Genomic DNA, 25,653 nt, shown 5'->3' on the forward strand with positions numbered 1-25,653 from the left:
GGTTCTAGGGCCGCTGCGCGCCCCAGCGGGAGCAAGCTCCCTCGCCACAACTGCATTCCAGGCGGAAAATCCAATCAATCCCAAGGTCTGGCGCAAAAGCTGCATCCCACGACCATTCGCCGGTTTTCCGACACCGGTTTTTGGAGGGTAGGATGCGTAGCCTGGTTTTGCTGCTGGCCATTTTGGCGCTTGGTGGCTGCATGAATGTCAGTGACATGGGAGAGGGCGTTCGTTACCACATGAGCGACGCCGGCCTGCTAGACCATAGCGACAGCCGTCGTGTGAACAACCTGCGTATTCAGCCCGACTCGTTCATCTACATCGCCCAGGGCGCCTTCGCTCCGCCAGGCAGTGCTTATCCGCGTCCCAACGTCGTGGCCGAGGAAGCCTTCAATGGCTTCATCGAATATTTCCCCATGGTCCGTCGCGCCCGCGTTCCCGAAGGCCTCGACCAGGCCATGGGCGAGGCCCGTTCCGCTGGCGCCCATTATTTGCTGTACACCCGCTTCGCCAAGGCTGACAACCGTATCGGCAACACGGATGAATGGCAGGATGAAGAAGCCTTGGATCGCTTGGGTGTCGATACCAGCGTGATTCAAATCATGTTGATCGAGACCAGCACCCAGTATTTGATTGATACTGCACGGATCAAGAGTCGTGGCGGTTTACTGACGTTGCACGACAAGCAGCCACAAGACCTCATCGCCACGCCTTTGCGTGAATATGCCCGCAGCCTGCTGGGGATGAGCGACGAATAAATAATCAGGAGTCACCATGAGCGGACCGCAAAAAGCCAATGACTTGCTGGGGCAGATCCCCAAGACCAAAGGCCTGCCGCCGGTCCACTTGTGGAACCCCGACTTCTGCGGCGATATCGACATGCGCATCGCCCGGGACGGCACCTGGTATTACCTGGGTACGCCCATCGGGCGAAAGCCGATGGTCAAGCTGTTCTCCACCATCATCCGCCGTGACGGCGATGATTACTTCCTGATCACTCCTGTGGAAAAAGTCGGCATCAAGGTCGATGACGCGCCGTTCGTGGCCGTGACCCTTGAGGTCGAAGGGCAGGGGGAAGGGCAGTTGTTGCGCTTCACCACCAATGTCGAGGAAACCACTGAGGCCGGCGGCGAGCATCCGCTGCGGGTGGTGATCGATCCCCAGACCCAGGAACCCGCGCCCTACGTGCATGTGCGCAGTAATCTCGAAGCACTGATCCATCGCAATGTGTTCTACCAACTGGTGGAGCTGGCGGTCAGTCGCGAGATCGATGGGCAGCGCTGGTTGGGCGTGTGGAGCGGTGGCGAGTTCTTCCCCATAGGCCTGGAACCCTGAGCCCTTTTGGGAGCGATGGTTGATCCAACAGCTGTGTTGGCTGGACGACTGCTATCGCGAGCAAGCTCGCTCCCACAGGTGGGTTACGTAAAAATTCAAATTGACACCCAATCGTATGATGATTAGCGTGAGCCTCCTATAAGAGTGGCTCGCGGGGTTTTCATGTCCAGCAGTTTTCATGCATCGACCGTCGATTGGCTGGGGGGCTGGATAGCCGCCGGCCAGGTCAAGCCTGGGCAAACCATCAAGGTCGAGGCGGACTTGGGCGAACAATTGGGCGTCAGTCGCACGGTGATTCGCGAGGCGATCAAGACCCTGGTGGCCAAAGGCATGCTGGAGGTCGGGCCGAAAGTCGGCACGCGGGTGTTGCCGGTGCGACGCTGGAACCTGTTCGACCCCCAAGTGGTTGGCTGGCTGTCACGCAGCGGCTTGCCGGAAAATTTCGTCGATGACTTGCTGGACCTGCGCCGCACCATCGAGCCGATGGCGGTGCGTTGGGCCTGTGAACGGGCCACGGCCGACCAGGTGCAGGCGATCCGCCTGGCCTACCATGCGCTGGAGCGGGCCGTGGACAGCGGCGCGGATTACAACCGCGCCGACCAGTTTTTCCACGAATGCATCCTCGCCGCCAGCCATAATCAATTCATCGAACAGATGGTCCCGGCCCTGGGCGCGCTGCTGGCGGTATCGTTCGAGGTGTCGGCTGCCGACCCGGATGAGCTGCGCCGCACCTTGCCCATCCACAAGGACATCGCCGACGCCATCGCGGCCCGTGACGCGGCGCGGGGCGTCTGGGCCTGCATGACCCTGATCGATAACGCTGACCTGGCCATCAAGCGCTTTTACCCTAATGTCATGGCCGGTCGGACAGACGCTACCGGGCAGATAGGGAACGGGAGGTTTCAATGAAGTGGACGGCTGTTACGGAACATCGGGCGATCTTGGGCGAGGGGCCGTTCTGGGATGAGCCGACCCAGGCGTTGTACTGGGTCGATATCGCCGGCAAGCAGGCGCTGCGGTTGATCGGCGCCAATGTGCAGATCTGGCAGATGCCCGAGCATGTGTCCGCCTTTATCCCGACGCAGAGTGGCGATGCACTGGTGACGCTGAGCAGTGGTGTCTACCGGCTGGACCTCGACTCGCCGGGCCTGGAACCACGCCTGACCCTGCTGTGCATGGCCGACCCGCAACTGGGCAATCGTGCCAACGAAGCCCGTTGCGATGCCTTGGGCCAGCTCTGGCTCGGCACCATGCAGAACAACATCGGTGAAAACGCAGAGGACCTACCCATCGAGCGGCGCTCCGGCGGCCTCTTTCGTGTCAGTGGCGATGGCCGGGTCATGCCGTTGTTACGCGGGCTGGGTATCCCGAACACCTTGTTGTGGAGTCCAGATGGCACCACGGTGTATTTCGGCGAGAGCCTCGACGGCACTTTGTATCGGCACTTTATCCATCCCGATGGCAGCCTGGCTCCCGCCGAGGTCTGGTTCGGTCCACACCCGCGCGGCGGGCCGGACGGTTCGGCGATGGATGCCCGGGGTTATATCTGGAACGCGCGCTGGGACGGCAGTTGCCTGCTGCGATTGAATCCGCAAGGCCAGGTCGACCGGGTGATCGAACTGCCCGTCAGCCGTCCGACCAGCTGTGTGTTTGGAGGCGAAGACCTCAAGACCTTGTACATCACCAGTGCGGCGAGCCCGTTGGGTCATCCGCTGGACGGTGCGGTGCTGTCCATGCGGGTCGACATACCGGGCGTGGCCTGTACTCGGTTTGCGGGATGAATCCCAAAATATGGGATGTAAATATATATATTGAGATTATTCGGCGGTCGGGTTTATAGTCGGCTCCATCGGCAATACGCACTCACACTAAAAAAACAAGACAGGTGAAGTGATGCAACGATCCTCCCCCGTACGCCTCGGCGGCGTACGCGATTCACGGCTGCTTACAACGTCTTTTGACCGGTCGTCCCTGGATGCCCGGTTTTTGTCGTGCCTGCGTCCGGGAGTCTTGATCCATGGCTGAGCCGCTTTCATTGCCGCCAGTGCCCGAGCCCCCGAAGGGCGAGCGCCTGAAAAACAAAGTGGTGCTGCTGACCGGTGCGGCCCAGGGCATTGGCGAGGCGATCGTCGCCGCGTTCGCTTCGCAACAGGCACGGCTGGTGATCAGCGATATTCAGGCCGAGAAGGTCGAGACGGTTGCCGCTCATTGGCGTGAACGCGGGGCGGACGTGCATGCGCTGAAAGCCGATGTGTCGAACCAGCAGGACCTGCACGCCATGGCCCGGCATGCCGTCGAGCGGCACGGTCGCATCGATGTGCTGGTGAATTGCGCCGGTGTCAATGTATTCCGTGACCCGCTGGAAATGACCGAAGAAGATTGGCGTCGCTGCTTCGCCATCGACCTGGATGGTGCCTGGTACGGCTGCAAGGCGGTATTGCCGCAGATGATCGAGCAGGGCGTGGGCAGCATCATCAACATTGCTTCGACCCATTCGTCCCACATCATTCCCGGTTGTTTCCCTTACCCGGTGGCCAAGCATGGCCTGCTCGGCCTGACCCGCGCCCTGGGCATCGAATACGCACCCAAAGGCGTACGCGTCAATGCCATCGCTCCGGGTTATATCGAGACCCAACTGAACGTCGACTACTGGAACGGCTTTGCCGATCCTTATGCCGAACGCCAGCGTGCGCTGGATCTGCACCCGCCACGGCGCATCGGGCAACCGATCGAAGTGGCAATGACGGCCGTGTTCCTGGCCAGCGATGAAGCACCGTTTATCAATGCCTCATGCATCACCATCGATGGGGGACGTTCAGTCATGTACCACGACTGAATATTCCTGGATTGCAGTGGGAAACTTCGCCTGTAATCCAATCATCATACGATATGACTATTTGGGCCTATGCTGTGTAGCAACTTGATGTGACCGCCCAGCCTGCGCATTTCCACCGACGGTGGAGCAGAACCCTGGTCGTTTGGCTTTCAATAAAAAAAACAAGGAGTCAACTATGAAACATCGTCGTGGGATCCGTTCCCTGTGTCGCGCCGCCCTGGCGGTTACCGCGGTCAGCCTCAGCAGCCACTTGCTGGCGGCCGATGCGGTAAAAATTGGTTTCCTGGTCAAGCAGGCCGAGGAGCCTTGGTTCCAGACCGAATGGGCGTTTGCCGAGAAGGCGGCCAAGGATAAAGGCTTCCAGTTGATCAAGATCGCCGTGCCCGACGGCGAGAAAACCCTCTCGGCCATCGACAGCCTGGCCGCCAACGGTGCCAAGGGCTTCGTGATCTGCCCGCCGGACGTCTCCCTCGGCCCAGCCATCGTGGCCAAGGCCAAGCTCAATGACATGAAAGTGATCGCCGTCGACGACCGCTTCGTCGGTTCCGATGGCAAGTTCATGGAAGACGTACCGTACCTGGGCATGGCGGCGTTCGAAGTCGGCCAGAAGCAGGGCAGCGCCATGGCGGCTGAGGCGAAAAAACGTGGCTGGGATTGGAAAGACACCTATGCCGTCATCAACACCTATAACGAACTGGATACCGGCAAGAAGCGCACCGACGGTTCGGTCGATGCCCTGAAAAAGGCCGGGATGCCGGCAGACCACATCCTTTATTCAGCGCTGAAGACCCTCGACGTGCCCGGGAGCATGGACTCCACCAACTCGGCCCTGGTGAAGCTGCCAAGCGCCGCCAAGAACCTGATCATCGGTGGCATGAATGACAACACTGTGCTGGGCGGCGTGCGCGCCACCGAAGCCGCGGGGTTCAAGGCGGCCAATGTGATCGGCATCGGCATCAACGGCACCGACGCCATCGGTGAATTGAAGAAGCCTGACAGCGGCTTCTTCGGCTCGATGCTGCCAAGCCCTCACATCGAAGGCTACAAGACCGCCGAAATGATGTACGAGTGGATCACCACCGGCAAGGAGCCGCCGAAGTACACCGCCATGGACGAGGTGACGCTGATCACCCGGGAGAACTTCAAGCAAGAGCTGGAAAAAATCGGCCTGTGGAACTGATGGCCGGTTGATTCAAAAGCGGCCCTGGTCACTTGAGTGGCGGGGTCGCTTGATCTCTGTAAGTTCGAGGTGGTTATGCAAGCGCAAACAGCGACACGGCAACACAACATCGGCGGCAGCTTGCGATTCAACGGGATCGGCAAGTCCTTTCCCGGCGTGCAGGCGCTGGCCAATATCAGTTTCGTCGCCCATCCGGGGCAGGTCCATGCCTTGATGGGGGAAAACGGCGCTGGCAAGTCCACGTTGCTGAAGATCCTCGGTGGTGCCTACATCCCGAGCAGCGGCGACTTGCAGATCGGCGAGCAGACGATGGCCTTCAAAGGCACCGCCGACAGCATCGCCAGCGGCGTGGCGGTGATTCACCAGGAACTGCACCTGGTGCCGGAAATGACCGTCGCTGAAAATTTGTTTCTCGGCCATTTGCCGGCGCGTTTCGGCCTGGTCAATCGTGGCGTGCTGCGCCAACAGGCGCTGACGCTGCTCAAAGGCCTGGCCGACGAAATCGACCCCCAGGAAAAAGTCGGTCGCCTGTCCCTCGGCCAGCGCCAATTAGTGGAAATTGCCAAGGCCTTGTCTCGCGGTGCTCACGTCATTGCTTTCGACGAGCCCACCAGTAGCCTGTCGGCCCGGGAAATCGACCGTTTGATGGCGATCATCGGCCGGCTGCGAGACGAGGGCAAAGTGGTGCTCTACGTCAGCCATCGCATGGAAGAGGTGTTCCGCATCTGCAATGCGGTGACGGTGTTCAAGGACGGTCGTTACGTGCGGACCTTCGAGAACATGAGCGAGTTGACCCATGATCAACTCGTCACGTGCATGGTCGGTCGCGATATCCAGGACATCTATGACTACCGTCCTCGGGAGCGCGGCGATGTGGCGCTGCAAGTGAAGGGCTTGTTGGGGCCGGGCTTGCATGAGCCGGTGAGTTTCCAGGTGCACAAGGGCGAGATCCTCGGTTTGTTCGGGCTGGTCGGCGCCGGTCGTACCGAGCTGCTGCGCTTGCTCAGTGGCTTGGAGCGCCAGCGCGAAGGAAGTCTCGTCCTGCACGACAAGGAACTGAAACTGCGTTCACCTCGGGATGCCATCGCCGCGGGCGTGCTGCTCTGCCCGGAGGATCGCAAGAAAGAAGGCATCATCCCGTTGGGCAGTGTGGGCGAGAACATCAACATCAGTGCGCGCCCGTCTCATTCCACGCTCGGCTGCCTGTTGCGTGGCGACTGGGAACGGGGCAATGCCGACAGACAGATCAAGTCGCTGAAAGTGAAGACCCCCACGGCGGGACAGAAAATCATGTACCTGTCCGGCGGCAATCAGCAGAAAGCGATTCTTGGTCGCTGGCTGTCGATGCCGATGAAAGTCCTGCTGCTGGACGAGCCTACTCGCGGCATCGACATCGGGGCCAAGGCGGAGATCTACCAGATTATCCACAACCTGGCGGCCGATGGCATCGCGGTGATTGTGGTGTCCAGCGACCTGATGGAAGTGATGGGCATTTCCGACCGAATCCTGGTGCTTTGCGAAGGGGCCATGCGCGGCGAGCTGTCGCGTGACCAGGCCAACGAATCCAACCTGTTGCAACTGGCGCTGCCGCGCCAACGCGTTGCCGACGCGGCGAACTGAGAGGTAAATCATGACCATTCAAAACAATGCACTGCCAACGGCACGCAAACCCCTGGACCTGCGTCGCTTCCTGGATGACTGGGTCATGTTGCTGGCGGCCATCGGCATCTTCGTGCTCTGCACCCTGATGATCGACAACTTCCTGTCGCCGCTGAACATGCGCGGGCTGGGCCTGGCGATTTCCACCACCGGCATCGCGGCCTGCACCATGTTGTATTGCCTGGCGTCCGGGCACTTCGACTTGTCGGTCGGTTCGGTGATTGCCTGTGCCGGCGTCGTCGCGGCGGTGGTGATGCGCGACACCAACAGCGTGTTCCTTGGCATCAGCGCGGCGCTGGTGATGGGGTTGATCGTCGGCTTGATCAACGGCATCGTCATTGCCAAGCTGCGGGTCAATGCGTTGATTACCACATTGGCGACCATGCAGATCGTCCGCGGCCTGGCCTACATCTTCGCCAACGGCAAAGCGGTGGGTGTGTCCCAGGAATCGTTCTTCGTGTTCGGCAACGGGCAGATGTTCGGCGTGCCGGTGCCGATCCTGATCACCATCGTGTGCTTCCTGTTTTTCGGCTGGCTGCTGAACTACACCACCTACGGGCGCAACACCATGGCCATTGGCGGCAACCAGGAAGCGGCGCTCTTGGCCGGCGTGAACGTTGATCGCACCAAGATCATCATCTTTGCCGTGCATGGCGTGATCGGTGCCCTGGCCGGGGTGATCCTGGCCTCGCGCATGACCTCGGGCCAGCCGATGATCGGCCAGGGCTTCGAACTGACCGTGATCTCGGCTTGCGTGCTGGGTGGGGTGTCGTTGAGCGGTGGTATCGGCATGATCCGCCACGTCATTGCAGGCGTGCTGATTTTGGCGATCATCGAAAACGCGATGAACCTGAAGAACATCGACACCTTCTACCAATACGTCATCCGCGGCTCGATCCTGCTGCTGGCGGTGGTGATCGACCGCTTGAAACAACGCTGAACAACCCATAGCGATCTCTGGCGACTGATCTACCGCTATCGCGAGCAAGCTCGCTCCCACAGGATGTTGTGCCGGGACGCAGAGCTCCAGCACAGCGCAGGCCCACTGTGGGAGCGAGCTTGCTCGCGAAGGCGTGCACCCAGACGCCGACAATCACCCCGCCTTGCGCAACGCCTCAACCAATTGCTGCTTACGCATCTTCGAGCGCCCGGGAATGTTTTTCGCCTGGGCCTCCTTCATCAGGCTGTCCACCGTCTGGGCCTCATGAGAGGCCTTGCTGGTGCGTGGATGACCTTCGCGGGTCTTGGCGGCGCGGCGGGCCGATTCCTTGCGGTCAGTTTTCTTTGCCGCGGCCGGTTTCGCCTTCCCCGAACCACCGGAGCGTTCGCCGCCGCCGGACTGTTTGTTGACCGTTGCCCAAGCGCGTGCCTCGGCCGTGTCCTTGGACAGGCCTTTCTTCTCGTAACTCTCTTCGATGTGCTCGGCCTTGCGCTTTTGTTCGGCGGTGTATTTGTCTTTGCTTCCACGAGGCATGGATGTTCCTCCTCAAATGTTTGAGCAGAGGCTATTGGCTGGCGGCGCCCCCTTCGGAGCCCGAACCACCGGTCGTGGTTTTCGAGCCCACACCGGTCTCGGCGTTATCAGGCGCTGTCGAGTCCGGCGTATTCATGCCGCCCTGACGACCCGTGTCATTACCCTGCACACGCGGATCGGTGCCGGTGGCGGGCGGCTGGCCATTGTTCAGGGCGCCGCCGGTTCCGTCGGTGTTCAATTTGGGCAGGCCTTGCGTGGCGGGGGAGTTGGGCGCTTGCACGGGGTCGGTCGGCCCGGTGCCGGAGGTCGAAGCCGCGAAGGCCACCGAGGACAGCAACGCGGCGAAGGTGAATGCGGTCAGCCTTGAAGTGATCATGGGTGTCGCCTCCATTTTGCAGAATGCTTACCTGATCTTGGGCCTCGCTGGATTTGGGTTGGTGCCTCGGACGCGACGAATGGCGGTTCTGAAGGAGGCGTGCGCCGCGATCAAATAGTTGGATCGATATGTGACGAGCGCCGCGTCGCGGCTTAGTATGGCGCTTTCAATTGGCTACAAGGCCTGTTCATGTCCATCGAGATCCGTCCTGCGCAACCCAGCGATGCGCCTCAAATCCTTGCCTTCATCACCGAACTGGCCGATTACGAAAAGGCCCGCCACGAAGTCATCGCCAGTGTGGCGGACATCGAGCGTAGCCTGTTCAGCGAGGGCGCGACCGCCCATGGCTTGATCTGCCTGCGTGACGGTGTGCCGATTGGTTTCGCGGTGTTTTTCTTCAGTTATTCCACCTGGCTGGGCAGCAATTGCCTGTACCTCGAGGACCTGTATATCACGCCAGAGCAGCGCGGCGGCGGGGCGGGCAAGACCTTGTTGCGGCACCTGGCGAAAATTGCCTGCGACAATGATTGCGGTCGCTTCGAATGGAGTGTGCTGGACTGGAACACCCCGGCCATCGAGTTCTACAAATCCCTCGGCGCGCAGCCCCAGGAAGAATGGGTGCGCTACCGAATGGACGGCAAGGTGCTACGGGATTTCGCCCACGGCAACTGAGCACTTCACGAATATGCGGCAGATGCGTACTCGGCAAATCCGGGGCGCTGTTCCAACCGCTTGCAATAGGCGGCGACCGCCGGATAGTCGGGACGCTCCATGGGGGTTTGGCGCCAGCGGTGCGCGGACAGGCCGATGAGCACATCGGCGAGGGAAAAATCCGCGCCGGCCACATAGGCGCCGGTGCGGTTCAACTGCTGCTCGAGCAAACCCATCTTCTCGTTCCAGCCTTTGATGCCGGCGGCGATGCGCTGTGGGTCCTGGAAGTCTGGATTCTTGCGTACCAGGGCGTGGAATGCGTAGCCCCATGACGGGTTGAGCTCTGTGGCTTGCCAGTCCATCCACTGCTCGACACGCGCCCGTGCGGCAGGTTCGACAGGCAGCAGGTCTTTGCGCCCATGTTTGCCCACCAGATAGCGGCAAATGGTGTTCGACTCCCAGAGCACACCGTTCTCATCAATGATCACCGGCACTTGGGCATTGGGATTCAAGGCCAGGAACGCCGGGTCGTGGGTCGAGGAAAAACCGATACCCCAGTCTTCGCGTTCGTAGGCGATTTCCAATTCCTGGCAGGTCCACAACACTTTTCTGACATTGATCGAGGAAGTGCGACCGAGGATTTTCAGCTGTTGTCCCATCACTTTTTCCCTAGTTGTTTGGCGTCCGCTCAGAAACGTAGCAGGGTCTTGAACGGATGGCGATGGGCTTTAGGGTTGGCTCATCAAATCCCAATATATGGGAGTGATATTTATATATTGAGATTTTGTCGCGCCCGGGTTTATAGTCCGTTCCACTCACTGCCAAAAAACAGAACAGGTGAAGCGGATGCAGGCGCAATTGATCGCGCTCGATTGGGGGACCACCTCATTACGGGCTTACAAACTCGCAGCCGGTGGCGAGGTGCTCGAGCAGCGCTCGCTGTCATCGGGGATCATGCAGTTGCCTTCCGGGCCGCGAACCGTGGCCGGCGGGGTGTGCATCGACGGTTTCGAACTGGCCTTCGACGAGGCCTGCGGCGACTGGCTCGATGCCCAGCCAGGCTTGCCCGTGATTGCCTGTGGCATGGTCGGCAGTGCTCAGGGCTGGCGTGAAGCGCCTTACTGCGAAACACCCGCCAACGTCGCCAATCTCGGACATTCCCTACAAACCGTTCGCAGCCTTCGCGGTGTCGATGTGCACATCGTGCCCGGCGTGATTCAGCGTTCACGCTTGCCCAATGTCATGCGCGGTGAAGAAACCCAGGTGCTCGGCGCCTTGCACAGCCTGCCGGACGAAGCGGTGTTGATCGGCTTGCCCGGCAGCCATTCGAAATGGGTGGAAGTGACCGATGGCTGCATCGTGCATTTCGACACCTTCATGACCGGCGAGATCTTTGCCGTGCTCAGTGACCACAGCATTCTCGGCCGCACCCAGCAACGGAGTACGACCTTCGATGGCGTGGCCTTTGATCGTGGCGTACAGGTGGCGTTGTCGGTGGACGGCCAGATCGGTCCGCTGTCCACGGTGTTCAGCGCTCGCAGTCTGGGCTTGACCGGCGAACTGGAGGCCAGCGCCCAGGCCGATTACCTCTCGGGCCTGCTGATCGGCCATGAGCTGACGGCGCTGGCCGAGGTGCAGCGTCGGCGACGCGACAGCCTCCATCTGCCGATGGTGGTGCTGATCGGCAACTCCCAACTCTGTGTCCGTTATCAACGGGCCCTAGACGCCTGCGGTTTCGCCCGGGTGGTCCTGGCCGAACAGGCCACCGAACGCGGTTTGTGGCAACTGGCCGTAGCGGCCGGGTTGCTCGATTCCACCGCCCCCTGAACCTGACTGGAGGTCTGACATGCTCACACAAGCACTGGCGCACAACGGGCTGATCGCGATCCTGCGTGGCCTGCGTCCCGAAGAGGCGGCGGCCATCGGCGAAGTCCTGTACAGCGCCGGATTTCGCGTCATCGAAGTGCCGCTCAATTCCCCCGAGCCGTACGAAAGCATCCGCATCCTGCGTAGCACCTTGCCCGCCGATTGCCTGATCGGCGCCGGCACCGTGCTCACGCCGGAGCAGGTGGAGCAGGTGAAAGCCGCTGGCGGCCAAGTGATCGTCATGCCTCACAGCGATCCGAAGGTGCTGCGGGCGGCGAAAGCGGCGGGTCTGTACCTGTCGCCGGGTGTCGCCACGCCTACCGAAGCGTTTGCCGCGCTGGCCGAAGGCGCCCATGTACTGAAGATGTTCCCCGCCGAGCAGATGGGCCCGGCGGTGGTCAAGGCCTGGCTCGCGGTGCTGCCGGCCGGGACCGTGCTGGTGCCGGTGGGCGGGATTACGCCGGACAACATGGCGGTGTTCGTCGAAGCCGGCGTCAAGGGTTTCGGCCTCGGTTCCGGGCTATTCAAGCCGGGCCTGACAGCGGATGAAGTGGCGGTGCGCGCCAAGGCCTACGTGGCCGCATGGAACGCCTTGAACTGAAGACTTTTCCAGCGCCCTGTGCGCTGCATCTGACAAGAGAGACAACAAGATGAAAATCACCAAGCTGACCACGTTTATCGTTCCGCCGCGCTGGTGCTTCCTCAAGGTCGAGACCGACGAGGGCGTGATCGGTTGGGGCGAGCCTGTGGTCGAAGGCCGTGCCCACACGGTGGCGGCTGCCGTTGAAGAATTGTCCGACTACCTGATCGGCAAAGACCCACGCAACATCGAAGACATTTGGACCGTGCTCTATCGCGGCGGCTTCTACCGTGGTGGGGCCATTCACATGAGCGCCCTGGCCGGCATCGACCAGGCGCTGTGGGACATCAAGGGCAAGGCCCTGGGTGTGTCGGTCAGCGACCTGCTGGGCGGCCAGGTGCGGGACAAGATCCGTGTGTATTCGTGGATCGGCGGCGACCGGCCGGCGGACACCGCTCGTGCGGCGAAAGAGGCGGTGGCGCGGGGCTTCACGGCGGTGAAGATGAACGGCACCGAAGAGCTGCAGTTTCTCGACACCTTCGAAAAAGTCGACCTGGCCCTGGCCAACGTGGCGGCGGTGCGGGATGCGGTGGGGCCGAACGTCGGCATTGGCGTGGACTTCCACGGCCGGGTGCACAAACCGATGGCCAAGGTGCTGATGAAGGAACTCGACCCCTACAAGTTGATGTTCATCGAAGAGCCGGTGCTCAGCGAAAACTACGAAGCCCTCAAGGAGTTGGCGCCGCTGACCAGCACCCCGATTGCCCTGGGCGAGCGGTTGTTCTCGCGCTGGGACTTCAAGCGTGTACTCAGCGAAGGCTACGTGGACATCATCCAGCCGGATGCCTCCCATGCCGGCGGCATCACCGAAACCCGCAAGATCGCCAACATGGCCGAGGCCTACGACGTGGCGCTGGCGCTGCACTGCCCGCTGGGCCCAATCGCCCTGGCGGCGTGCCTGCAACTGGACGCGGTCTGCTACAACGCGTTCATCCAGGAACAGAGCCTGGGTATCCACTACAACGAGAGCAACGACCTGCTGGACTACATCAAGGATCCGCAGGTGTTCGACTACGACAAGGGCTTCGTGAAAATCCCGAATGGCCCAGGCCTGGGCATCGAGATCAACGAGGAATACGTCATCGAACGCGCGGCCATCGGCCACCGCTGGCGCAACCCGATCTGGCGTCATGCCGATGGCAGTTTTGCCGAGTGGTGATCGCCTAGACACCCACTATCCCTGTGGCGAGGGAGCTTGCTCCCGCTGGGCTGCGCAGCAGCCCTTCGATTTATGGACAAACAACCTGCGACTGCTGCGCAGTCGAGCGGGAGCAAGCTCCCTCGCCACGGGTCGACTTGACTGCTCGTTAGTTTCGCCCTCAATAACCATAAAAAGAGGCACCTCACATGCAAGCGCACACCCTGAGCGCGCAGGCGTCGTTGGTGACGCCCAGCCGCAAGCGTTTTTTCATCATGGTCCTGCTGTTCATCACCGTGGTGATCAATTACCTGGACCGCAGCAACCTCTCGATCGCCGCCCCCGCGTTGACCAGCGACCTGGGCATCGATCCGATCCATGTCGGGCTGATTTTCTCGGCGTTCGGCTGGACCTACGCCGCCATGCAGATCCCCGGTGGCTGGCTGGTGGACCGGGTGCCGCCGCGCATTCTGTATAGCGTGGCGTTGCTGTTGTGGTCGGTGGCCACGGTCATGCTGGGTTTTGCCGCCAGTTTTATCGCGCTGTTCGTGCTGCGCATGGCGGTCGGTGCCCTGGAAGCGCCGGCTTATCCGATCAACAGCCGCGTGGTCACTACCTGGTTTCCTGAGCGTGAGCGGGCCACGGCCATCGGTTTCTACACCTCCGGGCAGTTCGTCGGGCTGGCTTTCCTGACGCCAGTACTGGCGTGGCTGCAACACGCGTTCGGTTGGCACATGGTGTTTGTCGCCACGGGCGCGGTGGGCATTCTCTGGGCGGCGATCTGGTACGCGGTGTACCGCGAGCCACGGGATTTCAAAGGCGCCAACGCCGCCGAAATCGAACTGATCCGCGAAGGCGGCGGGCTGGTGGATATCCAGGCCGATACCGCCAAGGTCAAGGCCAAATTCAGCTGGGCCGACCTGGGCATTGTCCTGACGCAACGCAAGTTGTGGGGCATTTACCTGGGGCAGTTCTGCCTCAACTCCACGCTGTGGTTTTTCCTGACGTGGTTCCCGACCTACCTGGTGAAATATCGCGGCATGGATTTCATCAAGTCCGGTCTGCTGGCGTCGTTGCCGTTCCTCGCGGCGTTTGTCGGCGTGCTGTGCTCCGGGTTCTTCTCCGACTGGCTGATTCGCCGCGGTGCCACGGTGGGGTTTGCCCGCAAGCTGCCGATCATTGGCGGTCTGTTGATCTCCACCTCGATCATCGGCGCCAACTTTGTTGAATCGACGCCGCTGGTGATCGCCTTCCTGGCCCTGGCGTTCTTCGGCAATGGCCTGGCGTCGATCACCTGGTCGCTGGTCTCCACACTGGCCCCGGCGCGGTTGCTCGGGCTGACGGGTGGGGTGTTCAACTTCATCGGTAACCTGGCGGCGATCGCCACGCCGATCGTCATTGGCTTCCTTGCCAGCGGCGATTCGTTTGCCCCGGCCATCACCTATATCTCTGTCCTGGCACTGGCTGGCGCGCTGTCCTACATCCTGCTGGTCGGGAAGGTCGAGCGCATCGAGTTGTAGTCCGACGGGGCGGGCGACCATAATGCCGCCCGTTCCCGCTCACTGTTGAAGGCCGGCTATGCAGCAAGACGATCCAAAAATCACCAAGGATGCCGCACCTACGGGCACGCAGACATTGTTGCGTGGCCTGGGGGTGGTCCAGGCGGTCGCCAGCGGCGCCCGTGACTTGAAGGAAATCGCCCGGCTGATCGGCACCACCCGCAGCACCACCCATCGCCTGGCCAGTTGCCTGGTGGACGAACGTTACCTGCGCGTGGTGCCGCAAGTGGGCTACCTGCTGGGACCGAAGCTGATCGAGCTGGGTTTCCAGGCTCGCGAAGAGTTGCCACTGGTGAGCCTGGCGGGGCCGTACTTGGACGAACTGTCGGCACTGACCGGGGACACCGTTCACCTGGCGATTCGTGAGGGCGACGAAGTCTTGTACCTGCTGAAGAATCCAGGGCGCAACGGCCCGGAAATGCGTTCGCGCGTAGGCCATCGCATGCCGCTGGCGCGCACCGGGATCGGCAAGGCGCTGATGCTCGATGATTCGCAGGAACAATGGAAGCGGCTGTATGAAATCAGCCTGCCAGCCGGTGGGAAGAATCAGTTCTGGCCCCAGCATCAGGAGCAATCCTGGGAACAGTTCCAGCAACGGATGCTGGAGTACGTGGCGGGGGGTTATGCCTTCGACCTGGAAGACAACGAACCGTCGATTCGCTGTGTGGCGGCGCCGATCCGGGACGCCGGCAAGCGCATCGTTGCCGGTATCAGCATCGCCAGCACCGTGCCGTACATGCCGCTGGAAAAGATGGCCGAGCTGATTCCCCTGGTCAAAGGGGTCACAGCCCGGCTGTCGGCGGAACTGGGTGCCAAGGTTTGACGAAGGTCAGGCCTTGAGCGTCGCCATGTCGATGACAAAGCGGTACTTCACGTCCCCGGCGATCATGCGGCTGTAGGCCTCGTTGATCTGACGGATGTCGAGCATCTCAATGTCGCAACTGATGTTGTGCTCGGCGCAGAAATCCAGCACTTCCTGGGTTTCTGCGATCCCGCCAATCAACGAACCGGCCAGGACGCGCCGGCCCATGATCAAGTTGGCCGCATGGACCGGTGGATCGATCGGCTCGACCAGACCCACCAGGATGTGCACGCCGTCGAAGCGCAGGGTGCTGAGGTAGGGATTGAGATCGTGCTGCACTGGAATGGTGTCCAGCAGGAAATGGAAGCGTCCGGCCGCGGCGGCCATCTGCTCGGGATCGGTGGACACGATCACATGATCGGCGCCCTGGCGACGGGCCTCTTCAGCCTTGCTGGCCGAGCGGGTGAACAACGTGACTTCCGCGCCCATGGCTTTGGCGAACTTGATACCCATATGGCCGAGGCCACCCATGCCCAGCACGCCGACCTTGTCGCCGGCCTTCACACCGTAGTGCTTGAGGGGCGAGTAGGTGGTGATGCCGGCACAGAGAATCGGCGCGGCGCCGGCCGGGTCAAGTGCTGCCGGGATGCGTAGCACAAAATGTTCTTTGACCACGATGCTGTTGGAGTACCCGCCCATGGTGTGGCCGCCGCTGATACGGTCCGGGCTGGCGTAGGTCTGGGTCATGCCCTGGTAGCAGTATTGTTCCAGGTTCGCGTGGCAAGCTTCGCACTCGCGGCAGGAGTCGACCATGCAGCCAACGCCCACCAGGTCGCCAACCTTATAGCGCGTGACGTCCGCGCCGACGGCGGTGACCTTGCCGACGATCTCATGGCCCGGCATCAGCGGGTAAACGGCGATGCCCCATTCGTTGCGCGCCTGGTGGATGTCGGAGTGGCAGACGCCGCAATAGAGGATTTCGATCGCCACATCGTCAGCTCGCGGGCTGCGGCGTTCGAACTTCATGGGGGCGAGGGGAGTGGTGGGCGATTGGGCGGCGTATCCGATGGCGGTGTACATGATGGACCTCGCTAAGCAGTGAACAGTGAGGTGATCTATTCTGGGAGCCTTGACCGTATGCGGCGATGACCATTCCTACGGGTGTCATGCCTAATCCTCCGGCCTTGGCCTAGGATTGCTCCTATGTGACGCCAGACCTGCGATGATGTTCCCATCCATTTTTCGTGAAGTTTCCCCATGTTGCTGACCCGTCATCTCGATGCCAACGCGGCGCTGGTTTCGCTGATCGAACCCTTGGCGACCCGTGACGGCTTTATTCCTACGCGCCTGCCTGGCGTGCAAGTGCTGCGGTGCAGCCAGGACATCGCCCGTGGCCCGCAGCTCTACGAGCCGAGCCTGGTGATCATCGCCCAAGGCAGCAAGCTGGCGTACCTGGGACCGCGTACGCTGGAGTACGGCGCCGGGCATTACTTGATCCAGGCGTTGCCGGTGCCGTTCGAATGTGAAACCTACGCCATGCCCGATGCTCCGCTGCTCGGGATTTCGGTTGCGATCGATCGGGCGCTGTTGGGCGAGCTGGTGCTGGCCATGGGATTGATGCCGGGGCGAAGCCTCGCGGCCCAGACGCCGGAGTCCATGACCAGCGCCGTGCTCGATGGCGCCATGCGCGGATGCGTCGAACGCCTGTTGCAGTGCTTGCACGACCCACTGGAATGCCAGGTCATGGGCCTGGCGCGGCTGCGGGAGTTGCTGTTCGTCGCGTTGCGCGGGCCCCAGGCCGATGTGCTGCGGGCGTTGGTGGAGCAGCAAGGCCAATTCGCCCGGATTGCCGCGGCCCTGAGCCATTTGCATACGCACTTCACCGAGCCGCTGAACGTCGAGACATTGGCCAGTTGCGCGAACATGAGCGCTTCGACCTTCCATGAGCATTTCAAGCGCAGCACCTTGCTGTCGCCCGTGCAGTACCTCAAGCGTTTGCGCCTGCTCAAGGCTCAGCGACTGCTGCTCAGCGAAGGCTTGGGCGTGGCCCAGGTCGCGCATCAGGTGGGGTATCAGAGTTCGTCGCAGTTCAGCCGGGAATACAAGCGTTACTTCGAGCGCAACCCTGGGGAAGAGCGCGCCGCCTGATCCACTGAAAATCCCTTGTGGGAGCGGTGCTCCTGGGATGGCAGGCAACAAAAAGGCCCCCATTGCGGGTAATGCTGTTCACTTAAGGCAGTCGACAAACCCGTGGCGAGGGAGCTTGCTCCCGCTGGGCCGCGAAGCGGCCCCACAACCTGCCAAATACGGAGCATCAGACACACCGCACCCGCCGGTTTACGACTGCTTCGCAGCCGAGCGGGAGCAAGCTCCCTCGCCACAGGTCCATCATTTTTCTTAAGTGAACAGCATTACCCCATTGCGGGAGCCTCGATGTACAGAGTGTCGGCTTACATGTTCGGGTAAGTCGGTCCGCCAGCGCCTTCCGGCGACACCCAAGTGATGTTCTGCGAAGGGTCCTTGATGTCACAGGTCTTGCAGTGCACGCAGTTCTGGGCGTTGATCTGGAAGCGTTTCTCGCCGTCTTCCTTGGTCACCACTTCGTACACGCCGGCCGGGCAGTAGCGCTGGGCCGGTTCGTCGTACAACGGCAGGTTCTTGCTGATCGGGATGCTCGGGTCGGTCAGCTTCAGGTGGCAGGGCTGTTCTTCTTCATGGTTGGTACCGGAGATGAACACCGAGCTGAGTTTGTCGAAGCTGATCTTGCCGTCCGGTTTCGGGTAGTCGATCTTCTTGCTGTCGGCCGCCAGCTTGAGGCAGGCGTAGTCCGGCTTGTTGTCGTGCAGGGTGAACGGCAGCTTGCCGCCGAAGATGTTCTGGTCGAGCCAGTTGAAGCCACCACCGATGATGGCGCCGTACTTGTGGATCGCCGCGCCGAAGTTGCGACTGGCGAACAGCTCTTCGTACAGCCAGCTGTTCTTGAAGCTGTCGACGTAGGCGGTCAGTTCATCACCGCCTTCGGACTCGGCGAACAAGCGATCGGCCACGGCCTCGGCGGCGAGCATGCCGGATTTCATGGCGGTGTGGCTGCCCTTGATCTTGGCGAAGTTCAAAGTGCCGAGGTCGCAACCGATCAACGCGCCGCCCTTGAAGACCATTTTCGGCAGCGAATTCAGGCCGCCCTTGCAGATGGCGCGGGCGCCGTAGCTGACGCGCTTGCCACCTTCCAGGTACTGCTTGAGCACCGGGTGATGCTTGAGGCGCTGGAACTCGTCGAACGGCGACAGGTAGGCATTGCTGTAGGAAAGGTCGACAATCAGGCCGACCACCACCTGGTTGTTTTCCAGGTGATAAAGGAAGGAGCCGCCGGTGTTCTCGGTGCCCATGATGTCCAGCGGCCAGCCGGCGGTGTGCACCACCAGGCCGGGTTGATGCTTGGCCGGGTCGATTTCCCAGATTTCCTTCAGGCCGATGCCGTAGTGCTGGGCGTCGGCCTCGCTGTCCAGGTTGAAGCGCTTGATCAACTGCTTGCCGATGTGGCCACGGCAGCCTTCGGCGAACAGCGTGTATTTGCCGCGCAACTCCATGCCCGGGGTGTAGAGGCCTTCCTTCGGATTGCCTTCGCGGTCGACACCCAGGTCGCCGGTGATGATCCCGCGCACCACGCCGTTCTCATCGAACAGCGCTTCCTGGGCGGCGAAGCCCGGGTAGATTTCCACGCCCAGGTTCTCGGCCTGCTGGGCCAGCCAGCGGCACAGGTTGCCCAGGGAAATAATATAGTTGCCTTCGTTGTGCATGGTCTTGGGCACGAAGAAGTCAGGGATTTTGCTCGCGGTCTCGGCGTTTTTCAGGACATAAATGTCATCGCGTTTGACGGGCGTATTCAGCGGTGCGCCGAGTTCTTTCCAGTCTGGAAACAGTTCGTTCAGGGCACGGGGTTCGAACACCGCGCCGGAGAGGATGTGCGCACCGACTTCCGAGCCTTTTTCGACCACGCAGACGCTGATTTCCTTACCGGCTTCGGCGGCCTTCTGTTTCAGTCGGCAAGCGGCAGACAGGCCAGCGGGGCCGGCACCGACGATGACCACGTCGAATTCCATGTATTCGCGTTCCACAGGGCTATCTCCTACTCAAGGCTCACAGTTTTTTCTAATTGGAGGTTTGGCGTTGCATCCGTTGTTTCCTTCGCAAAAAGCGACGAAAGCGACAATGGATGAAACGCGTGTCTCTCTTAAGCGGCGCATTATATCTACACCACTCTCAGGGTCCAATACAAACGTTTGTTTGAAATTGCCGCAGCCCAGATAAATCACTGACGTACGGCTTATGACTGACCATTTTGCCGTATTGACCGGAATAGGCGTTCCGGTCAAGATACGGGCGGTTTTGCGCTCGCCGTAGGCTGACTGTTGGTTTCAAGAGCACCTCTAAAGACAGGGCGAAGGCAGCACAAAGTGACGCATTGCGTGGTTCCGACGCGCAGTTTACACGCCGCGATAATGAATGACTCATCGGTCATCACTGACGAATGGTCTTCACTCCCGTGAGCTGGGTCATGTGTGGTTCATGCCGGCGTTTTTAGAGGTGCCCTTGCGCCCATGAGCATCAACCGCCAGGTTCGCCTAGGCGACTTTTTTTCACCGGAGAGTAACGAGGAATCCATGAAGGTTCTTGTAGCTGTCAAACGAGTGGTCGACTATAACGTCAAGGTTCGCGTCAAGGCGGACAACTCCGGCGTCGACCTCGCCAACGTCAAGATGTCGATGAACCCTTTCTGCGAAATCGCCGTAGAAGAAGCCGTACGCCTGAAGGAAAAAGGCGTGGCGACTGAGATCGTCGTCGTCTCCATCGGCCCGACCACCGCCCAGGAACAACTGCGCACCGCGCTGGCACTGGGTGCCGATCGCGCCATCCTCGTCGAATCCGCCGAAGACCTGACCTCGCTGGCCGTGGCCAAGCTGCTCAAGGCCGTTGTCGACAAGGAACAGCCATCGCTGGTGATCCTCGGCAAACAAGCCATCGACAGCGACAACAACCAGACCGGCCAGATGCTCGCTGCTTTGAGCGGCTACGGTCAGGGCACCTTCGCCTCCAAAGTCGAAGTGTCTGGTGACAGCGTTGCCGTGACCCGCGAGATCGACGGCGGCGCACAGACCGTTTCCCTGAAACTGCCAGCGATTGTCACCACCGACCTGCGTTTGAACGAGCCGCGTTATGCGTCCCTGCCAAACATCATGAAAGCCAAGAAGAAGCCGCTTGAAGTGCTGACGCCTGACGCTTTGGGCGTTTCCACCGCCTCCACCAACAAGACCCTCAAGGTCGAAGCGCCGGCTGCACGCAGCGCGGGCATCAAGGTCAAGTCGGTGGCTGAACTGGTCGAGAAACTGAAAAACGAAGCGAAGGTGATCTGATCATGGCTATCCTCGTAATCGCCGAACACGATAACAAGGCGCTGGCTCCGGCCACGCTGAACACTGTTGCTGCTGCCGCTAAAATCGGTGGCGACATTCACGTGCTGGTAGCTGGCCAGGGTGCTGGCGCCGTGGCTGAAGCTGCTGCGAAAATCGCAGGCGTGGCCAAAGTGCTGTCGGCCGACAACGCCGCCTACGCGCACCAATTGCCGGAAAACGTTGCGCCGCTGGTAGCCGAGCTGGGCAAGGGCTACAGCCACATCCTGGCGGCCGCCACGTCCAACGGCAAAAACATCCTGCCGCGCGTGGCTGCTGCACTGGACGTCGACCAGATCTCCGAGATCATCTCGGTCGAAAGCGCCGACACCTTCAAGCGTCCGATCTACGCGGGCAACGCCATTGCCACCGTGCAATCGACCGCTGCGGTCAAGGTCATCACCGTCCGCGCCACCGGTTTCGACCCGGTTGCCGCCGAAGGTGGCTCGGCTGCCGTTGAAGCGGTAGGCGCTGCCCACGACGCCGGCATCTCCAGCTTCGTCAACGAAGAACTGGCCAAGTCCGACCGTCCTGAACTGACCGCTGCCAAGATCGTCGTTTCCGGCGGCCGTGGCATGCAGAACGGCGATAACTTCAAGCACCTGTACGCCCTGGCCGACAAGCTGGGCGCGGCGGTCGGCGCTTCCCGCGCGGCGGTCGACGCAGGCTTCGTGCCCAACGACATGCAGGTCGGCCAGACCGGCAAGATCGTTGCGCCACAGCTGTATATCGCCGTCGGTATCTCCGGCGCGATCCAGCACCTGGCGGGCATGAAAGACTCCAAGGTGATCGTAGCGATCAACAAGGACGAAGAAGCGCCGATCTTCCAGGTGGCCGACTATGGCCTGGTGGCGGACCTGTTCGAAGCCATCCCTGAGCTGGAGAAGCTGGTCTAATCCGGCGTCTTCACTTATAAAGAGCCCGGCCCTTTGGCCGGGCTTTTTATTTCTGCCTCAGAGGAGCGTATTGCCATGGATCTGCGTCGTTTGGCCGGCTGGCCGTTGCTGTGGACGTTGGCGCTCGTGCCAGGCCTGTCTGTCGCCGCCGGCAAATGTGAACGACTGATCGCTACCGGTAGCCCGGATGCGCCGCCCTATCTCTGGCAGGACCCTCAAGACCCCAAGCACTTGATTGGCGCCAGTGCCGACCTGCTGGCGCACGTCGCGCAAGAACTGGGGATCAAGATCGAACTGCTGTATGCCGGCAAGCGCGCCCAGGCGTTGGACGAAGTGCGCAGCGGACGCATGGACCTGCTCACCGACGCGCCATTGACCGTTAGCGGGCTTGAAGTGCTGGATTACGTTCATCCGCCCTTGCTCGAAAACGATTATCTGGTCTGGACCCGCAAGGACTCGACGCTGGTCATCAACCAGCCCGCAGACCTTCACGGTCATCCCGGGGCCTTGTCGGAAAAGGCCCGTATGACCCAGGGATTTGGCGTCTTTGCCGAGCAGCAATTGTCCCTGGTGCGCACGCCCAACCTGACCCAGGCCTTTCAGAAATTGCTGCTGGGAGAGGTGGAATATGTCCTGGCGGGGCGCTATTCGGGCCTGGCGATGGCGCAGACACTGGGGATGGCCAACGATCTGCAAGCCGCACCGCAACCGGTGGACAAACCCGGGCTGTTCCTCGCGGTTTCCCATAACTCCGCCTGCAATGACCCATGGTTACGCGGACAGCTGGCGCAAAAGATGACAGAATTGGCCGCGTCTGGTCTGACGGAGGCTGTGTTGCAGCGCAATCTCGAGCGTTGGAAAACACAGTTGCAGCCACCTGTCAGTGCCCCAAAACAGTAGGGAACATTAGTGACTATTCGACCTCTTTTCGCTGCCCTGGCCGTTCTGGCTCTGGCGGGCTGCGCAGCCGATCCGGCGCCGAATGAACAGATCCGCCTGACCGAACAGGCACTGGAGCAAGCGCGGGCCGTTGGCGCTACTGCCGACGAAGTGCCCGAATTGAAACTGGCTGAAGAAAAATTCGCTCGCGCCAAATCCAACATGGCCGACGAATCCTACAAGAAGGCGCGCATGCGGGCCGAACAGGCCGAACTCGACGCCCGCCTGGCCGAAGCGAAGGTGCTGACCCTCAAGAGCCAGGAGCAACTGAACGTGCTCGACACCCGCATCAAGCGCTTGCGCAAACAGCTGAGGGAGGATGCCCAATGAAGCACTCCCACGTATTGGGCGGTCTGGTACTCGCCGGCCTGGCCAGCTTGTATGGCTGCGCCGGCCAACGCAGCGAAGCGGCGCTCGACCAGGCCAGCACCGATTTCCAGAAGGTCAAGGAAGACGCCAACGTGTTGCGTGCCGCGCCCCGGGACGTGATTCGCGCTGGTGAATCCCTAGCCCGTGCCGATCGTTTGTCCAGCTACTGGGGCAGCGGCGAAGATGTGCAGCATTACGCCTACCTGAGCCAGCGCTACAGTGCGATCGCGCGGGAGCACAGCAATCAGGTGCTCAACGAAGAGCGCGCGGCGAAGCTCGAACTGGAGCGCCAGCGCCTGCAACTGGCCCTGCGCGAATCCAAGTTGCTGAGTGTGCAGCAACAGGGCAAATGGCTCGAAGAACAGATCATGGCGATGGCGACCACCCAGACCGATCGCGGCCTGGTGATGACCCTGGGCGACGTGCTGTTCGACACCGGCGAAGCGGAACTGAAAAACTCGGCCAACCGGGTGGTGCTCAAGATTGTGCAGTTCTTACAGCTCAATCCCAAGCGCGTGGTGCGTATCGAGGGGTACACCGACAGCACGGGCGGCAAGCAGGAAAACCTCAAGCTGTCTCGCGATCGCGCGCAAGCGGTCGCGGATGTGCTGGTGGACCTTGGGGTTGATGAAAAGCGCATCCAGGTCGAAGGCTACGGTGATGAATACCCGGTGGACGTCAACGCTACCGAGCGTGGCCGGGCACAGAACCGTCGCGTTGAAATTGTGTTCTCTGACGAAAAAGGCCAGCTCGGCGCCGCCCGCTAAGGGTTGCGTCACTGGAAAACCCGGCCCCTGTAGAAGGCGCCGGGTTTTTTTGGCCCTGCAATCGATGCACGATGAGTACAGTTAGAGCTGTCACTCCACTGTACTGTCGAGTAATCTGGCAACTGTCCCAGTACACTTCTAAACTGTTCCGGTATCGTTTCCGACAAGAATAAAATGCCCGTGAAATCGAGTGCTGCGTCATGACCAACCTTCTGCTCTATCAACGTATTGCTCAACAGCTGGCTGAAGACATCCGGCGCGGTGTGTATCAGCCCGGTGAACGCGTGCCTTCGGTGCGCAAGATGAGCTCGCAGCTCAACGTCAGCCATGCCACGGTGCTGCAGGCCTACGCCAACCTTGAAGACCAGGGGCTGATCCGCGCGCGGCCGCAGTCGGGCTACTACGTGCACCAGACGCCGGCCCTGACGGCACCGACGCCGGACATTGCCCGGGTCGAGCGTCCGGGGCTGGTGACGCGCAGCAGCATCATTCAGCAAGTATTGGTCGAGTCGCGCCGCGAAGGGGTGTTTCCCCTGGGCGCGGCGGTCCCGAGCGTCGACTATCTGCCTGTCCGGGCCCTGCATCAGCAATTGGCCAAGGTCACACGCTTCCACAGCCCGCGGGCGTTCAGCTACATGTTCAGCCCGGGTTTCGAGCCGTTGCGCCGCCAAGTGGCGATTCGCATGCGCGATGCCGGCGTCGTGGTGGACCCTTCCGAGGTGGTGATCACCCACGGCTGCGTCGATGCGTTGCAGATGTCCTTGCGGGTGCTGACGCGGCCCGGGGACTTGATCGCCGCTGAGTCGCCGACCTATTACGGCTTGCTGCAACTGGCGGATCTGTTGGGCCTCAAGGTTATCGAGATCCCCAGCGACCCGGTCACCGGTATGAGCCTGGAGGCCTTGCAGTTGGCGGCCAACCAATGGTCGATCAAGGCGCTGGTGCTGACCACGCGCCTGAGCAATCCTCTTGGCGGCACCATGCCGGAGGAGCGACAAAAGCAACTGCTGCGCCTGGCGTCGGACTTCGACATCCAGATCGTCGAGGACGATATCTATGGCGAGTTGATGTTCGAGCAGGGGCGCACCAAGGCCCTCAAGGCCTACGACCGGCTGGACCGGGTCATCTACTGCTCGAGTTTTTCCAAGACGTTGTCGCCGGGTGTGCGCATCGGTTGGATGATCGCGGGGAAATTCCAGCAGGAAATCCAGCGGCTCCAGACCTTCAGTACGCATTCAGCGTGCAGCGTCACGCAGATGGGCATTGCCGCGTACCTGGAAAACGGCGGCTATGACCGGCACTTGCGTTATATCCGGCAGGAGTACCGCAAGAACCTCAGCGCCTTTCAGCTGGCGGTGCAGCAGTACTTCCCCGAAGGCACGCAGATGAGCCGTCCCACTGGAGGCTTCATCCTGTGGGTCAGCCTGCCGGGGCGGGTCAATACCCAGGAGTTGCATGTGCGGGCGTTGCAACAAGGCATCAGCATCGCGCCAGGGCTGATTTTCAGTAACACCGAGCAGTTCAACCACTGCATTCGCTTGAACTGCGGCACCCCTTGGAACCGTGAGGCAGAGCGGGCCTTGATGACCCTGGGGCTGTTGGCCACTCAATTGTGCCAGGAGACGGCCAACGGATTTCTTTAGACGTCAGTGGCTTAGCTCGATGTGCTTGTCAGCGCCTCATTATCAGGCGAGCATGGGGGTCTCTGCCGTCAATGCT

At 61.1% G+C, this 25,653-nt stretch carries 26 protein-coding genes; 21 read left to right on the forward strand and 5 right to left on the reverse strand.

Translation table 11 applies throughout. The annotated features are described in order from the left end of the window. Positions 1–152 precede the first annotated feature (152 nt). The 8 genes from BLT00_RS26585 (at position 153) to araH (ending at position 7,950) form a co-directional block, all read left to right on the forward strand. On the forward strand, positions 153–758 hold the full coding sequence (locus BLT00_RS26585) for a DUF4823 domain-containing protein (protein WP_063324923.1): 606 nt from the start codon (positions 153–155) through the stop codon (positions 756–758). A 16-nt stretch (positions 759–774) separates the two neighbouring features. Further along, positions 775–1,335, forward strand: a complete 561-nt coding sequence (locus tag BLT00_RS26590; protein WP_014339492.1) for a DUF1285 domain-containing protein — start codon at positions 775–777, stop codon at positions 1,333–1,335. Between the two features lie 162 nt (positions 1,336–1,497). Continuing rightward, a complete protein-coding gene (locus BLT00_RS26595; RefSeq protein WP_092147147.1) occupies positions 1,498–2,244 on the forward strand; it encodes a FadR/GntR family transcriptional regulator in 747 nt (248 codons plus the stop codon). Continuing rightward, positions 2,241–3,116 (forward strand): SMP-30/gluconolactonase/LRE family protein, encoded by an 876-nt coding sequence (locus BLT00_RS26600; RefSeq protein WP_092147151.1) that lies wholly within the window; start codon positions 2,241–2,243, stop codon positions 3,114–3,116. Before BLT00_RS26595 ends, BLT00_RS26600 begins: the two co-directional genes overlap by 4 nt. A 236-nt stretch (positions 3,117–3,352) precedes the next feature. Continuing rightward, positions 3,353–4,171, forward strand: coding sequence for an SDR family oxidoreductase (locus BLT00_RS26605; RefSeq protein WP_063324926.1), 819 nt, complete (start codon positions 3,353–3,355; stop codon positions 4,169–4,171). A gap of 175 nt (positions 4,172–4,346) precedes the next feature. Further along, a complete protein-coding gene (locus BLT00_RS26610) occupies positions 4,347–5,351 on the forward strand; it encodes a substrate-binding domain-containing protein (protein ID WP_092147154.1) in 1,005 nt (334 codons plus the stop codon). A gap of 75 nt (positions 5,352–5,426) precedes the next feature. After that, a complete protein-coding gene (araG, locus tag BLT00_RS26615) occupies positions 5,427–6,971 on the forward strand; it encodes an L-arabinose ABC transporter ATP-binding protein AraG (RefSeq protein WP_092147157.1) in 1,545 nt (514 codons plus the stop codon). A 10-nt stretch (positions 6,972–6,981) separates the two neighbouring features. Next, positions 6,982–7,950 carry an L-arabinose ABC transporter permease AraH gene (gene araH, locus BLT00_RS26620; RefSeq protein ID WP_063324929.1) on the forward strand — a complete coding sequence of 323 codons (969 nt, stop codon included), beginning with the start codon at positions 6,982–6,984 and terminating at the stop codon, positions 7,948–7,950. Between the two features lie 153 nt (positions 7,951–8,103). Here araH and BLT00_RS26625 read toward each other — a convergent pair whose 3' ends face one another. Together BLT00_RS26625 and BLT00_RS26630 are read right to left on the reverse strand one after the other, a co-directional pair. After that, positions 8,104–8,484, reverse strand: a complete 381-nt coding sequence (locus BLT00_RS26625) for a Rho termination factor N-terminal domain-containing protein (protein ID WP_092147160.1) — start codon at positions 8,482–8,484, stop codon at positions 8,104–8,106. Positions 8,485–8,515: 31 nt separating this feature from the next. Then, positions 8,516–8,860, reverse strand: a complete 345-nt coding sequence (locus tag BLT00_RS26630; protein WP_092147163.1) for a hypothetical protein — start codon at positions 8,858–8,860, stop codon at positions 8,516–8,518. A 189-nt stretch (positions 8,861–9,049) separates the two neighbouring features. On the opposite strand from BLT00_RS26630, the gene BLT00_RS26635 reads away from it, so the two are divergent. After that, complete coding sequence (locus BLT00_RS26635) at positions 9,050–9,532, forward strand: GNAT family N-acetyltransferase (protein WP_053123788.1); 483 nt, start codon at positions 9,050–9,052, stop codon at positions 9,530–9,532. A gap of 5 nt (positions 9,533–9,537) precedes the next feature. Here the strand turns inward: BLT00_RS26635 and BLT00_RS26640 are convergent, their stop codons facing one another. Continuing rightward, on the reverse strand, positions 9,538–10,170 hold the full coding sequence (locus BLT00_RS26640) for a glutathione S-transferase family protein (protein WP_092147166.1): 633 nt from the start codon (positions 10,168–10,170) through the stop codon (positions 9,538–9,540). A gap of 187 nt (positions 10,171–10,357) precedes the next feature. Between BLT00_RS26640 and BLT00_RS26645 the strand changes: the two genes are divergently transcribed. The 5 genes from BLT00_RS26645 to BLT00_RS26665 all read left to right on the forward strand — a co-directional run bounded on the left by BLT00_RS26645 (position 10,358) and on the right by BLT00_RS26665 (position 15,537). Beyond that, positions 10,358–11,338, forward strand: coding sequence for a 2-dehydro-3-deoxygalactonokinase (locus tag BLT00_RS26645; protein ID WP_092147169.1), 981 nt, complete (start codon positions 10,358–10,360; stop codon positions 11,336–11,338). A 19-nt stretch (positions 11,339–11,357) separates the two neighbouring features. Next, on the forward strand, positions 11,358–11,978 hold the full coding sequence (locus BLT00_RS26650) for a 2-dehydro-3-deoxy-6-phosphogalactonate aldolase (protein ID WP_003204208.1): 621 nt from the start codon (positions 11,358–11,360) through the stop codon (positions 11,976–11,978). 49 nt (positions 11,979–12,027) lie between these two features. Then, entirely contained in the window at positions 12,028–13,176 is a 1,149-nt protein-coding gene (gene dgoD / locus BLT00_RS26655; protein ID WP_092147172.1) for a galactonate dehydratase, read from the forward strand. Between the two features lie 188 nt (positions 13,177–13,364). Continuing rightward, entirely contained in the window at positions 13,365–14,675 is a 1,311-nt protein-coding gene (locus tag BLT00_RS26660) for an MFS transporter (protein WP_092147175.1), read from the forward strand. A 58-nt stretch (positions 14,676–14,733) separates the two neighbouring features. Then, positions 14,734–15,537: an IclR family transcriptional regulator gene (locus BLT00_RS26665; protein WP_063324935.1), complete on the forward strand. Its 804-nt coding sequence runs from the start codon at positions 14,734–14,736 to the stop codon at positions 15,535–15,537. Positions 15,538–15,543: 6 nt separating this feature from the next. Here the strand turns inward: BLT00_RS26665 and BLT00_RS26670 are convergent, their stop codons facing one another. Further along, the gene (locus BLT00_RS26670; RefSeq protein WP_092147178.1) at positions 15,544–16,596 is read right to left on the reverse strand and encodes an NAD(P)-dependent alcohol dehydrogenase; all 1,053 of its coding nucleotides are present in this window, start codon (positions 16,594–16,596) and stop codon (positions 15,544–15,546) included. Between the two features lie 177 nt (positions 16,597–16,773). Between BLT00_RS26670 and BLT00_RS26675 the strand changes: the two genes are divergently transcribed. Beyond that, complete coding sequence (locus BLT00_RS26675) at positions 16,774–17,664, forward strand: AraC family transcriptional regulator (protein ID WP_092147181.1); 891 nt, start codon at positions 16,774–16,776, stop codon at positions 17,662–17,664. Between the two features lie 302 nt (positions 17,665–17,966). Here BLT00_RS26675 and BLT00_RS26680 read toward each other — a convergent pair whose 3' ends face one another. Then, positions 17,967–19,631, reverse strand: coding sequence for an electron transfer flavoprotein-ubiquinone oxidoreductase (locus tag BLT00_RS26680; protein WP_092147184.1), 1,665 nt, complete (start codon positions 19,629–19,631; stop codon positions 17,967–17,969). A gap of 546 nt (positions 19,632–20,177) precedes the next feature. Here BLT00_RS26680 and BLT00_RS26685 point away from each other — a divergent pair. The 6 genes from BLT00_RS26685 (at position 20,178) to BLT00_RS26710 (ending at position 25,577) form a co-directional block, all read left to right on the forward strand. After that, entirely contained in the window at positions 20,178–20,927 is a 750-nt protein-coding gene (locus tag BLT00_RS26685) for an electron transfer flavoprotein subunit beta/FixA family protein (protein WP_014339477.1), read from the forward strand. Between the two features lie 2 nt (positions 20,928–20,929). Then, positions 20,930–21,859, forward strand: coding sequence for an electron transfer flavoprotein subunit alpha/FixB family protein (locus BLT00_RS26690; protein WP_092147187.1), 930 nt, complete (start codon positions 20,930–20,932; stop codon positions 21,857–21,859). 75 nt (positions 21,860–21,934) lie between these two features. Continuing rightward, complete coding sequence (locus BLT00_RS26695; protein WP_092147190.1) at positions 21,935–22,759, forward strand: substrate-binding periplasmic protein; 825 nt, start codon at positions 21,935–21,937, stop codon at positions 22,757–22,759. Between the two features lie 9 nt (positions 22,760–22,768). Further along, positions 22,769–23,128 (forward strand): DUF4398 domain-containing protein, encoded by a 360-nt coding sequence (locus BLT00_RS26700; protein ID WP_003204190.1) that lies wholly within the window; start codon positions 22,769–22,771, stop codon positions 23,126–23,128. After that, a complete protein-coding gene (locus BLT00_RS26705; protein ID WP_063324941.1) occupies positions 23,125–23,934 on the forward strand; it encodes an OmpA family protein in 810 nt (269 codons plus the stop codon). Before BLT00_RS26700 ends, BLT00_RS26705 begins: the two co-directional genes overlap by 4 nt. A gap of 200 nt (positions 23,935–24,134) precedes the next feature. Further along, positions 24,135–25,577, forward strand: a complete 1,443-nt coding sequence (locus tag BLT00_RS26710) for an aminotransferase-like domain-containing protein (RefSeq protein ID WP_014339472.1) — start codon at positions 24,135–24,137, stop codon at positions 25,575–25,577. The last annotated feature ends 76 nt before the right edge of the window (positions 25,578–25,653 follow it).

The sequence above is a fragment of the Pseudomonas sp. NFACC51 genome (genome assembly GCF_900103575.1).
Classification (GTDB): domain Bacteria; phylum Pseudomonadota; class Gammaproteobacteria; order Pseudomonadales; family Pseudomonadaceae; genus Aquipseudomonas; species Aquipseudomonas fluorescens_Q.